Raw genomic sequence first — 12,233 nt, forward strand, 5'->3', positions numbered from 1 at the left:
TTCTATTTTTTAAATTATACGTGCTTTACCCATTGAAAAATTGATGCCATCACGCTTATTCTAATCCACTACTCATCATAAATGCTGATTATCAGTTGTTTATTGGATTTCAGCTTGTAGAAGAAGTGTGTAATTATGTATATCCCAACTCCCAAATTGGTTACTTTTTACACAAAAAAAGGCTGCCGAAGCAGCCTTAGAAGTGCCAACGTATCACCGCCCCATACTACAAAGAGATATGATCGCTGGCGTTATGGACAACGCATGGTTAGTGTTTGCATAGCATTATCCTTTTTCTTTTAATTTTTTTGCCCTGTATTCCCTTCTCAAAAAAGGTACCACCAAGATGAGGGCTATGAGAAATGACAAAATGCTCAATGTCAGAACTATGGTAAATAGCATTTTCAGTGTTTCTGATATATGGGACACCTATTTTTCAAATAGGTCACAAAAAAAGGTCGTACATAGTACGACCTTTTAACCAAATCAACCAACCAAAAAACTAAGCGTCCAAGCTTAGTGGTACTTTATATTTTCCAGAGAGCAGCATGCTCTCATTATACCCTTGCACTTATAAGACACTATTTTTTTTGATAGGTCACATCGGGTCACAAAAAAAGCCCCAAAAAAGGGGCTTTATCTTATTAGTCCAGAAGGTATTAAACTTGATGCGTTGGCTTTAAAAGGTCATTCACCGTTTTTACAGGATTGAAGGTCACTAGGGGCACCTCAGCGAAAAGCGTGTTCCAAAACGCCATGGCGCCATTCCAAAGACCTGGTAGTTCCAGGGCTTTTAGGTCTTTCCCTTCTTTGGTCTTTTCCGTAATAAATCCTTGCTTTTCATCCACAAATTCAAGTAGATTGAACTTTTCTCCCTTATAATTGCGGACTCCGCACACCAAATCAACGGGGTTAAAGTGGGTTGAATTCTTCAAAATGGAAGCTTGTTCACTATTGGCCATATCTATTTGGGCCGATTCTATGATTTGAAGTGATACTTTGCCCTGGTCATCCTTGATCCAAAACGGACCCCCACCGGGTTCTCCTTCGTTTTTGACCATTCCACATACTCGGATAGGTCTGTTAATTCTATTTTTAAGCGTTTCCAATTGCCCTTGGGAATCCAAGCCATTGTAGCTTTCTTCAAAACGAACGTTGAGCTCTTGCTCCAAAAAGGACTTTATTTCCTCCTTTTCTGCATCGGAAACACTTCCCTCATCAAGTTGTTTGGCATATCCAAAGGCCTTATCCTGCACCCTTTTCAAAACTCCAGCCAGCATCTTTTTGCTATTGGAGACAGCTTCCAGATTTTGATCTATGACCACGTTGTCAATGTTTTTTATAAAGATGATATCGGCATCTTGATCATTTAAATTCTCAATCAACGCCCCATGACCCCCAGGCCTAAATAAAATGGAGCCATCGCTGTTTTTGAACGGCATGTTCTCCATGTCTACGGCAATGGTGTCGGTAGAAGGTTTTTGATTGGAATACGAAACATTGAATTCCGTATCTGTATTTTTGGACACCCTTGGTCCTGCCGAGGCATGCTCCGCTTTGAACATCGCATCGTGTTGTTCAGAAATGGTAAAGTGCAAATTAGCTTTGCCAGCTGTTTTGGCATACAAGGCAGCTTCTTTTAAGTGTTCTTCAAAAGGAGTTGCACCAACTCCCCCATATAGGTGAAAAGGGAGCAATCCCTTCGGATAAAATCCATAGTTTAAGCCATCGGCCATCAACATTTCCTTGACAAACAGATGGGCTTCCTCATCTTTGGATGTTGCTTTACCCTGAATTCTATCCATGATAATCTTATAGAACGGAAAGGCTTCCATTGCTTCAACAAACTTTTTCATGGCCTCATCCCCTGTACTAGCCAGATAGGACTCTAAGGATTCTTTGGATGGGTCAAAGGCATCCAAAAAATTAAAGGTGGCCTTGAACATTCTGGACGCGGCCCCGGAAGCAGGTACAAACTTCAAAAGCTCAAGGTCTCCCCTTGCGCCTTCAAAATAGGCAATATGCTCAGCTTGCTCCGCTTCGCTAAATTGCAATATCCCATCGGAAACAACAGCAGCTTTTAGCAAGTTCACAAATGGGATTCCTGCCTTGAACGTAGCGATTTGGTTATTGACTTTTTCTTGGGAAACACCTTTTTTTTGAAGCTGTTCCAGGTCTTTTTGGTTCAGGTTGATCATGCTTTTTGGAGAAGTTTATCAATGTGTTGGACTGCGGCTTTCAGCCTTGTTTTCTTATCTCCTTTCAAGATAACGAAATTCCGATTATATTTTTTCAAGGTATCATGGAAATATGCGAACATTCGCTCCCGCTCATTGGGTTTATCCCGCAAATCATCCGCTTCCCAAGGGGTGTCAATATAGGTTAGAAAATACAGATCATAAGTGTTTTCCAAGGCATACTTTTCCAGAACCGGATCACAGTAGCCCAAATAGTAAGCTTCTGAGTACACCTTGGTCTCCAATAAATCCGTATCACAAATAAGGACATCAGATGCCTTTTTGGTCAATTCGTTCTCCAGTCTTATCTGCCCTTCTGCAATGGGCAACAAATCTTTTGGTTCGCAAGTTTTGCGCTCGTTGTTCCATTTGTTCTGTAAATATTCGCGGGCATACTCTGGAACCCATACGGTATTGTACTGCCTTGCGAGCTGCTGGGAAAGTGTAGTCTTGCCAGTGGACTCGGGTCCAAAAAGCACTACTTTAACAAGGTCTGAGGGCTCTTGCCCAAGTTTTTCTTCCATGCCTTATAGCCATAGATGGCAATTATGGTTAGCAAAAAATAAAGCAGGGAACTAAAAATTAGTCCCTTATACCAATACAGAGGTACAGTAATCACATCACCTATAATCCAATATACCCAGTTCTCCAGTTTTTTTTTGGCCATTAACCACATCCCAACAAAGAAAATGGCTGTTGTTACGGTATCAACATAGGCCGTCCACACATTGAACTTGTCTGCTGCCGTATAAACAATGGAGACAAAAATCAAGGTTCCCACAAACAACAGTACTGACCATTTTTTCTCGTTTTTTGTAGTCTTGGAAACGGGAATAAAATGGGTTTCATCTACTTTTCGAGTCCACAGATACCACCCTACGATACTCATAATAAAATAGTAGGTGTTAATGAGCATATCACCCAGCAAACCATAAAAAAACAAAATGTATGCTGCAATTCCAGTTCCAACAATTCCAGTAGGATAGACCAGGATATTTTCCCGTTTGGAATACCAAACACTGAGCAAAGCAAAGACAACGCTGATCAGTTCCAATACAACTATATGCGTTGGAACGCCTTGGTATTGCGAAAAAATCCAATCAAAAATGTGGCTCATACCCGCTTCGGTCAGATTTTACAAGCTTCATGGTCAGTACCACATGTTCCAATTCCTCAAAACTTTGCTTTATTTCGGATTGAAGCAAGCCCATCACTTCGTCATATTCCCCATATACTTGAGTGCTCAATGGGTTTTCAAGAACCTGCAGGCCAGATGCCCTTAGCTTTTTGATAAATGCTATGATTGGAGGTTCAAAATTGTCCTGAAGTGGAGTCAAGGTGAGTTCAACGGAAATCTTCATGGGTAATGCAGAATTTTAAGCAGCAAAGCTAGTAAAAAGACCCTATCAGTTACCCATCATTTTGTGTGCAAATACACAAGTGAAACCTTCAAACTCCAAAAACTCGATTCCATAGTGGGATTTTTTACCCTTGTAAGCAATTTTGGCTACCGTGCGTTTGTCATCAAAGGCAAAATCCATCACATCTATATGCCTAAGAAAGCTAAGCCCCTGTTCTGCATAAATCTTGTACAGGGATTCCTTGGCACCCCAAACAATGGTCAGTTTTCTAATAATGGCCTCGGTATTGGCCAAGGTGCGGTATTCTTCCAGGGGTGTAAATTTATGGGCTATCCTAAGAATCTTTTCCCGTTGCATTTCAATATCGATACCCACCTCATCCGTTTTGCTTAGGATAATGCCTGTAAAATTACGGGAATGCGTAATGGAAATATGGTTTCCATCGTGTAGGTGAGGCTTTCCAAAATCGTCGTAGAACATGTCGTTGTCCACATATCCCGCTTCTGCCATTAAATGCCTGATACTCCAAAAAGCCTTGCGATGAAGCTCTGACTTCATCCCTTCTATCCTTTTTTGGCAATGTGGGGTAAGTTCTATGCCTTTGGAAAGTTCATCTTCCGGTTCGGTGACCTTCCAAACATATACAGATGTAGTTGGCGAAATAGGTATGGTTTTGTATAATGGCACGACTATTAGTTAGGTGATTCGTATCTTTGCTGACTGTTAGAGCTAAGCTACATAAAGTTAATTAAAATAAAAGATGAGCACAAAGACAATTCCCTATGTACCCTTTAAGGTAAAAGACATTTCGCTTGCGGATTGGGGGCGAAAAGAAATTGAACTTGCAGAGGCGGAAATGCCCGGTCTTATGGCGTTGCGTGAAGAATACAAGGATGAGCAACCATTAAAAGGTGCCCGCATAGCAGGATGCCTGCACATGACCATCCAAACTGCTGTTTTGATAGAGACCTTGGTTGAATTGGGTGCCGATGTGACCTGGAGCTCCTGTAATATTTTCTCGACCCAGGATCACGCAGCCGCAGCCATTGCAGCTGCCGGAATTCCTGTTTACGCTTGGAAAGGCATGAACGAAGAAGAGTTTGACTGGTGTATAGAGCAAACCTTGTTTTTTGGTGAGGACAGACAACCCTTGAACATGATCTTGGATGATGGTGGGGATTTGACCAATATGGTTTTGGATCAATATCCGGAATTGGCTGCTGGAGTAAAGGGTCTTTCTGAAGAAACTACAACTGGAGTACATCGCTTGTACGACCGGGTCAAGAATGGAACCCTTCCCATGCCAGCTATCAATGTGAACGATTCTGTGACCAAGTCAAAATTTGATAATAAATATGGTTGCCGTGAAAGCGCTGTGGATGCTATCCGAAGAGCCACGGATACCATGTTGGCGGGGAAACGGGTGGTTGTTGCCGGTTATGGTGATGTAGGTAAAGGAACTGCGGCCTCTTTTAGAGGTGCCGGAGCCATTGTTACCGTTACGGAAATTGACCCCATCTGTGCCCTACAAGCTTGTATGGACGGATACGAGGTGAAGAAATTGGAAACTGTTGTAGGTAATGCCGATGTTGTGATTACCACCACAGGAAACAAGGACATCATCCGTGAAGAGCATTTCCGTGCGCTGAAGGATAAGGCCATTGTGTGCAACATTGGACACTTTGACAACGAGATCGATATGGCCTGGTTGAACGGTGCCTACGGCAATACCAAAGATGAGATCAAGCCCCAAGTGGATAAGTATACCATTGACGGCAAGGATGTCATTGTTTTGGCAGAGGGAAGATTGGTCAACTTGGGATGTGCAACTGGACATCCAAGTTTTGTGATGAGCAATTCGTTTACCAACCAGACCCTAGCCCAAATTGAGTTGTGGAAACATAGTGACAAATATGGCAATGAGGTATATATGTTGCCAAAGCACTTGGATGAAAAAGTGGCCAAGCTGCACCTTTCAAGATTGGGAGCGGAGCTTACCGAACTTAGGGAAGATCAAGCTGAGTACATCGGTGTTACGGTACAAGGCCCATATAAACCGGATTATTATAGATACTAGACCTTTTTTAAGCTATAGTTAAAAAAATAAAAGGCCCCAACAGATGTTGGGGCCTTTTTTATCTTGTTAATTGTTCCTATCCCTTTAACCAAGCATTCCTCAATTCTTTTTGGGATGCGGTTGCTTCCGGATTTTCCAACAATGTTTTGGCTTTGGTATAAGAGGGTGTGGTGGTTGTACTGATCAAAACTTCCTCTCCTTCACGCAATAGCACCACTTCTATTTCTTTACCGGGTTTCCACGAAAACACCTCGCCAAAAACTTGGTTCGCATTGGCCAAATTCACCTCGGTACCATTGATTGATTTGAACAAATCATTGGGTTGTGCCCCATTTTCGGTCCAGAAACTGTTGTTGGTCACTAAATCATTAAACTTGATTCCACCCTTTTCACGGTCGGCACCAACAATCAAGTTTCCTGCATTTTGAATATAGTTGGTCTCAACCTTAGCTTCTCCAAAGTGTAGTCCAACTTTCTCAAAGAATGTATCATAATCAATGGGCGTTGTCCCCTTCACATGAGTGGTCAAGAATTCTCCAACTGCAGGGTATGTCATTGCCGTAATTTCAGCGACCAAGTTATCGTCTACAAAAGGCCTGTTTTTTCCATATTTTGCGGATAGTTCTGCCATAAGGGAACGAAGACTTCGTTGACCATTGCTGTTTTCCCGCATTAAAATATCAACACACATCCCTATAAGTGCTCCTTTTAGATACACATTGGCATAGTTTTCTTTGTACGGGCTTTCCAATATGTTCTCACTCATTTGGGTAAAACTCATGGAATCATCATAATTGGATCGGGAGCCATTTATTTTTTGGGTCGTTCTGGAAAAGTACTCAGGCTCGTCAATTAAACCTTCATACACCTGGAAATGCTGCGCAAAATATTCGGTTACCCCTTCATAAAGCCATAAATGCTTGCTAAAAGTAGGTTCGTTGTAATCAAAGTAATGCACATCCTCAGAATGTACAGACAAAGGAGTGACGATATGGAAAAACTCGTGTGCCACAACATCTATCATGGACTCTGCCAAAGCCTCTGGTTGCATATTTTCAGGAAGCACAACCACGGTTGAGGTATGGTGTTCCAAAGCTCCAAATCCTTTTGGCGAATCTTCTTTTTCAGTATCGGAGAGGTACAGTAGAACATCATAACGGGGGGTACTGTCCAAATCTCCCAAATATTCTTTCTGGGCCAACATCATTTTATGGACCGTTTCCTTTATCTCTTTGGCAGTATGCACTCCATTAGGTGAGAAAACGCTTAGTACAATTTTGATGTCTCCCACCATAAATTCTTCCACTTCAGTTTCACCATACATCATGGGATTGTCCGTCACCTCAAAATAGCGATTGGCATAAAAAACAGAGGTTGCAGTCTTGCCATCCTCACTTTTGGAGGTGCTGATTTCCTGTAATGGCGAGGTATAGTTAAACGTATCGGGAGCGGTTATTCCAATTTGGTAGGCGTTGTTTTTAAGGGAATCAAAATAACCCACAAAGCCATGAAGGTTGAGCATTACCTGTTTCGGCTCAATATTAGTTCCAGAAGGTGAAAATGGCACCTCAGCTCCTATGCCTCCTTCAATTTCTTGATCAAAAGTGTCATTGACCCAATAAGTTATTTTGTCAAGATTTTGAGCATTGGGGAACACCCAGGTATTCGTGTCTTGTTTTGTTCCTGCCACTTCATTGCCATCATAGTCCATCCCTTTCAGTCCCTCAATATATTTTCCAAAATCGGAGATCGCATAGGTTCCTTGAACCACTCTTGGCAATCTGTAGACCACTGTATCACTCACAAACCTTCCTGGATCAATGGTAACCTGAACTTTATCGTTCTCTAGGTTCACCAAATCCAATTGGGCCGTGATGGGGTTTTGGGTTGCTAAATCATTTGATATGTTCTTAGTTTTGCAAGACATGGCCAGTCCTGACAAAATCATCAGTGTAAGAAACCTTTTCATCCTTTTACGTTTTTAAGATTAATGATAAGCGAATATAGTTAGAAAAGCGCTCTGATGATGATTGGTAACCAGAAAGCAAGATTCGTTACATATCCAACCACTTTTTAAAGTTGGTGGTTCGTTCCCTGGATACAATTACCTGCTCTTCTTCCTTTGGAAGAAGCTTTAGCAGCAAGCGACTGTTAAAGTAACTATGGATTTCGACCACTGCCTTAACGGAGACCATAAATTTGCGATTAATCCTAAAAAAATGAATGGGATTCAATATGTTTTCCAATTGGTCTATGGTGTATTCAATTGGATAACTCTGTCCTGCGTGGGTATACAAACATATCATCCCTTCATGTGATTTGAAAAAGGCAATATCCTCCACATTGAATGACCTAAACTGATTGCCCACCTTGACCATAAACCGATGTTTGTACTCCTTGTGGAACAATTGCTTAAGATGTTCCAGATTCTCCGTGGAGCCTCGACCATTTTGGGTCACATTTTTTTTGAACTTCTCCAAGGCCGTTTTCAAGTCGGACTTAACAATGGGCTTAAGCAAATAATCCACCCCATTGTATTTAAAGCCACGGATGGCAAACTCATTGTAGGCGGTAGTAAAAATTACGGGCGGATGGTCATCCATACCATCCAAAATATCAAATCCGTAGCCGTCGTTGAGCTGAATGTCCAAAAAGACCAGGTCGGGAAGTGTGTTCGATTTAAACCATTGGGTTCCAGTTTCCACAGAGTTGATGTTGGCCAAGATTTCAATCTCAGGGGCCAGCTCTCCCACCAATTTAGTCAATCTTTTGGCTGCAAATTCCTCGTCTTCTACGATTACTGCCTTCATATTAAGATATAGCTATCAAATTCATGTCGGTAACTTCCTTATCCAACAAGGGAATGATCACTTCAAAGAAATCAACCTCCTCTCGAACCAAAACCTGTTTATTGGTATAGTAAGAATATCGCTTTTTAATGTTTTTCAATCCCAATTGGGTGGTTTCTTCCTTTAGCTTTCTTTTTCTAAGGTTATTCCTAACCGTCAAGGCATCATTACCAATAGTTGAAATCTGGATTTCCAAAGGTTTCTCCTTACTATAGTAGTTATGCTTCAGTGCATTTTCCACCAGCATTTGGACCGATAAGGTGGGTATAAGAAATTGCTCAGATGACTTTTGAATTTCCGATTTAATGACCACAGCATCCCGATGTCTTACGTTCATCATAAAGACAAAGGCATCCAAAAAGCCCAACTCTTTTTTTAAGCTTACCAGATCTTGTTCCCGATTATCCAAAATATAGCGATAGCTAGATGCCAATCGGGTTACAAAGTCCGAAGCCAAGTCCCGATCTTCATACATCAAAGAGGTAAGTGTATTTAAGCTGTTGAACAGAAAATGGGGGCTTATCTGGTTCTTCAACGAACTGTATTTTGAGGCCAGCATTTCCCGCTTCAGGTCTTCCATCTGTTTGGCAAGCTCTTCCCTTTGGGTCATGGAAAAATGGAACATATTAAAGAAAATCACGGTCAAGCCCAGTAAAGTGGCCCTGAAGAAATCCGTAACAAACTCTACTGGCGGAGGGTCATCACAAATAATCCCCCAACGCTCCCTAAAGACAAACAAGCCTAAATAATAAATCAAGGCAGTTACCGGGGCCAACAATGCCATGTTTTTTCCAATGATGATCAAACTACTTCTAAAATCAAGCCCGCCTTTCAAGCGTTGTTTTCTGAGGAGCCAATCATTGGTCTCCCAAGTAAACATGAAAAGGAAAAATGCAGTTACATAATAGAAAATACTCGTGGGATTGAACAATCCCCCAACTGTATCATCATCATGCTCCATGGTTGTCTTTACCAGAAAAAAGACCACATTGATCACCAACAACCGAAACAGAATTTTATATATCGCCTTTTTCTTCAATGTAAATTCATATTGGTGTAAAGATACGCATGCAAGGGGCTTCGCTTCGAAATCAACCCATTGAACCGTCAATAATCCCATTGAATTGTCAGGAACCAGACTTATTTGACCAAATGGGGGTCCAAACCTTTCCAATAAGCCTTAAGGGACAGAATATCAGTTCAGGAAGCAAATAAGCAATTCACCCATTCTGCCACCAGACAATCCAAAGGATTCCAAGACTTTCGGAGAAACAAAAAAAATAAACCCATCATGAAAAAAACCATTTTGGCCCTAGCGCTGATGATCTCTTCCTTGGCATTTGCCCAAACAGGAGTTATTAAAGGAGTTGTTTTGGACAAACAATCCGAAAACCCATTGGAAGGGGCCACCATAGAGCTTCTCAATGTGGATGTTGCTACAGGCGTAATTACCGATTTTGACGGTCGATTTACCCTAAAGGATGTTCCCATTGGCAGGCAAAGCATCCGAATAAGTTATTTAGGCTACGAGAATTCCTATGTGCCCAATATTGAAGTGACTACAGGCAAGGATGTACAGTTGAACATTACCCTAACTGAGAGTTTCAACACCCTGACCGAAGTGGTGGTGACCTCAAACTCCAACTTGGACAAGCCCAAAAACAAAATGGCCACAGTATCTGCCAGACAATTTGGCATTGAGGAGGTGGGTCGTTTTTCTGGTGGACGGGGAGATATTGGTAGATTGGCCGCAAATTTTGCCGGGGTCTCTGCACCAGATGACAGTAGAAACGATATCATTATCCGTGGAAATTCCCCAACTGGACTCCTTTGGCGTATTGAAGGGATTCCAGTTCCCAATCCCAATCACTATTCTTCCGCGGGAACAACTGGCGGTCCAGTATCTGCCTTGAATCCCAATATGCTCAAAAATTCGGATTTTATTACTTCAGCATTCCCTGCGGAATATGGCAATGCCATAGGTGGGGTTTTTGACATTGGCTTGCGAAACGGGAATACGGACGACTATGAGTTTGCGGCCCAGGTAGGTGCATTTTCCGGGGTGGAAGCCACGGCTGAGGGCCCTTTGGGCGATAAAGGTTCTTTTTTGGTTGCAGGAAGGTATTCGCTTGTCGGTTTGATCGGATCAGCCGGGGCGGGTACCTCCGCTAACCCAAATTATGGGGATTTCTCCTTCAATCTGAACTTTGGAAAAGGCAAATTGGGAAGTTTATCCCTGTTTGGTATTGGAGGAACTTCGGATATTGAATTTTTGGGTGATAATATTGAAGCGGACGACCTATTTGCAGCAGAAGACGAGGATGCCTATGTGGAATCAAGTTTTGGGGTCATCGGAGTTAAACACACCATCCCCTTTGGGAAAAAATCCTATTTGAGAACCGTAGCTGGGCTTTCCACTTCTTCCAGCAAGTATACTGCCGACCGTTATTTTGAGAAGGACACCCCACAAGAAACCCTTCTACTGTACACCAAGGATGACGAAAAGGAAAATCGGCTTACATTTTCCACACTTTTCAACTCCAAAATCAATAATAAGATAACCTTCAGAACTGGACTCCAATACGAAAACCTTGCTTTGGATTACAGCAATCAAGATCGTGAGGAGCAAGCTGATTTGGATGGAGATGGCTTTTCCGATTTGGTAACCTTGATAGAAATGGATGAAAGCCTGGCCTTATATCAACCTTTTGCCCAAGGTCAATTTCGACTGTCCAAGAAACTTACCTTGAATGCTGGCGTGCATGGACTATACAGTGACCTGAACAAGCAATTTGTAATGGAACCAAGGGCCGGACTTAGTTTTGAGGCCAATGACAAGCACCGATTCAGTTTGGGCTATGGCTTGCATTCCCAAAACAATCCAACGCCTATTTTGTTTTTGAATGAAGAGATCAATGGTACCCCAGTACAATCCAACAGGGATTTGGAATTTGTGAGAAGTGCACATTACGTCTTTGGATATGATGTAAAATTAGGGGATAAATGGCGCGCCAAACTGGAAGCTTATTATCAAGACATTGACAACGTTCCTGTGGACCGATTTGCCTCCAGCTACTCCACCCTGACCGAGGGGGCCGATTTTGGATTTAGTACAGATGCAATTGACCTGGTCAACAACGGAACTGCATTCAACCAGGGTGTTGAGCTGACTTTGGAAAAGTTCTTTAGTCAGGATTACTATGTGCTACTGACCTCCTCGTTCTACCAAAGTAAATACACCGGTAGTGATGGTATAGAACGTAACTCTCCTTTCAACAATGGGCAGGTTGTGAATTTGCTGGGGGGTAAGGAATGGGCTGTTGGTAAATCCAAAAAGAACAAATTCTTTGCAGATACCCGAATTACCTATTCAGGAGGAAGATATTATACCCCAATAGATCTGGAAGCCTCCAGGAATATGGGTTATGAGGTATTATTTGATGATTTGGCCTACAGTCAACAATACGACAGCTATTTTAGGTGGGATATAAAGCTGGGGCTTAAGATAAACAGCAAAAGTAAAAAGCAGTCGCACCAGTTTTATGTGGACATGCAGAACGTCACCAACAAAAACAACATCTTTTCCAGAAGATACAACAGACTAACCAACAATATTGATCGAGAGGACCAAATAGGTTTCTTCCCGGATTTTGGTTATCGTTTTCAGTTTTAGTGTTGAAAAACCCCATGGTAAACCATGGGGTTCTTT

At 42.1% G+C, this 12,233-nt stretch carries 10 protein-coding genes; 2 read left to right on the forward strand and 8 right to left on the reverse strand.

Annotated elements, in window-relative coordinates:
- Positions 1-659 precede the first annotated feature (659 nt).
- The 5 genes from ACOOE0_RS03545 to ACOOE0_RS03565 are packed head-to-tail and all read right to left on the reverse strand — an operon-like array spanning position 660 to position 4,285.
- Positions 660-2,198, reverse strand: a complete 1,539-nt coding sequence (locus ACOOE0_RS03545; protein ID WP_420401098.1) for a DUF4301 family protein — start codon at positions 2,196-2,198, stop codon at positions 660-662.
- Entirely contained in the window at positions 2,195-2,761 is a 567-nt protein-coding gene (locus ACOOE0_RS03550) for an AAA family ATPase (protein ID WP_420401099.1), read from the reverse strand. Before ACOOE0_RS03550 ends, ACOOE0_RS03545 begins: the two co-directional genes overlap by 4 nt.
- Positions 2,716-3,354 (reverse strand): nicotinamide riboside transporter PnuC, encoded by a 639-nt coding sequence (gene pnuC, locus ACOOE0_RS03555; protein ID WP_420401100.1) that lies wholly within the window; start codon positions 3,352-3,354, stop codon positions 2,716-2,718. Before pnuC ends, ACOOE0_RS03550 begins: the two co-directional genes overlap by 46 nt.
- Positions 3,338-3,598: a YkoF family thiamine/hydroxymethylpyrimidine-binding protein gene (locus tag ACOOE0_RS03560; protein WP_420401101.1), complete on the reverse strand. Its 261-nt coding sequence runs from the start codon at positions 3,596-3,598 to the stop codon at positions 3,338-3,340. Before ACOOE0_RS03560 ends, pnuC begins: the two co-directional genes overlap by 17 nt.
- A 45-nt stretch (positions 3,599-3,643) precedes the next feature.
- Entirely contained in the window at positions 3,644-4,285 is a 642-nt protein-coding gene (locus tag ACOOE0_RS03565) for a 4'-phosphopantetheinyl transferase family protein (protein ID WP_420401102.1), read from the reverse strand.
- A gap of 73 nt (positions 4,286-4,358) precedes the next feature.
- Here ACOOE0_RS03565 and ahcY point away from each other — a divergent pair, with 73 nt between their 5' ends.
- Positions 4,359-5,675 (forward strand): adenosylhomocysteinase, encoded by a 1,317-nt coding sequence (gene ahcY, locus ACOOE0_RS03570; protein ID WP_420401103.1) that lies wholly within the window; start codon positions 4,359-4,361, stop codon positions 5,673-5,675.
- A gap of 76 nt (positions 5,676-5,751) precedes the next feature.
- Here ahcY and ACOOE0_RS03575 read toward each other — a convergent pair whose 3' ends face one another.
- The 3 genes from ACOOE0_RS03575 to ACOOE0_RS03585 form a co-directional block, all read right to left on the reverse strand.
- On the reverse strand, positions 5,752-7,644 hold the full coding sequence (locus ACOOE0_RS03575; RefSeq protein ID WP_420401104.1) for a peptidase M61: 1,893 nt from the start codon (positions 7,642-7,644) through the stop codon (positions 5,752-5,754).
- Between the two features lie 85 nt (positions 7,645-7,729).
- Positions 7,730-8,485 (reverse strand): LytR/AlgR family response regulator transcription factor, encoded by a 756-nt coding sequence (locus tag ACOOE0_RS03580; protein ID WP_420401105.1) that lies wholly within the window; start codon positions 8,483-8,485, stop codon positions 7,730-7,732.
- A 1-nt stretch (position 8,486) separates the two neighbouring features.
- The gene (locus ACOOE0_RS03585; protein ID WP_420401106.1) at positions 8,487-9,563 is read right to left on the reverse strand and encodes a sensor histidine kinase; all 1,077 of its coding nucleotides are present in this window, start codon (positions 9,561-9,563) and stop codon (positions 8,487-8,489) included.
- 252 nt (positions 9,564-9,815) lie between these two features.
- Here ACOOE0_RS03585 and ACOOE0_RS03590 point away from each other — a divergent pair, with 252 nt between their 5' ends.
- The gene (locus ACOOE0_RS03590; RefSeq protein WP_420401107.1) at positions 9,816-12,197 is read left to right on the forward strand and encodes a TonB-dependent receptor; all 2,382 of its coding nucleotides are present in this window, start codon (positions 9,816-9,818) and stop codon (positions 12,195-12,197) included.
- Positions 12,198-12,233 lie beyond the last annotated feature (36 nt).

The organism is Flagellimonas sp. (genome assembly GCF_965215805.1).
In the GTDB taxonomy this organism is placed as follows: Bacteria; Bacteroidota; Bacteroidia; order Flavobacteriales; family Flavobacteriaceae; genus Flagellimonas.

Excerpts from the sequence above, each read along its gene's own strand:
- ACOOE0_RS03545 (WP_420401098.1), bottom strand. The coding sequence starts at position 2,198 with ATGATCAACCTGAACCAAAAAGACCTGGAACAGCTTCAAAAAAAAGGT.
- ACOOE0_RS03550 (WP_420401099.1), bottom strand. The coding sequence starts at position 2,761 with ATGGAAGAAAAACTTGGGCAAGAGCCCTCAGACCTTGTTAAAGTAGTG.
- pnuC (WP_420401100.1), bottom strand. The coding sequence starts at position 3,354 with ATGAGCCACATTTTTGATTGGATTTTTTCGCAATACCAAGGCGTTCCA.
- ACOOE0_RS03560 (WP_420401101.1), bottom strand. The coding sequence starts at position 3,598 with ATGAAGATTTCCGTTGAACTCACCTTGACTCCACTTCAGGACAATTTT.
- ahcY (WP_420401103.1), top strand. The coding sequence starts at position 4,359 with ATGAGCACAAAGACAATTCCCTATGTACCCTTTAAGGTAAAAGACATT.
- ACOOE0_RS03575 (WP_420401104.1), bottom strand. The coding sequence starts at position 7,644 with ATGAAAAGGTTTCTTACACTGATGATTTTGTCAGGACTGGCCATGTCT.
- ACOOE0_RS03580 (WP_420401105.1), bottom strand. The coding sequence starts at position 8,485 with ATGAAGGCAGTAATCGTAGAAGACGAGGAATTTGCAGCCAAAAGATTG.
- ACOOE0_RS03590 (WP_420401107.1), top strand. The coding sequence starts at position 9,816 with ATGAAAAAAACCATTTTGGCCCTAGCGCTGATGATCTCTTCCTTGGCA.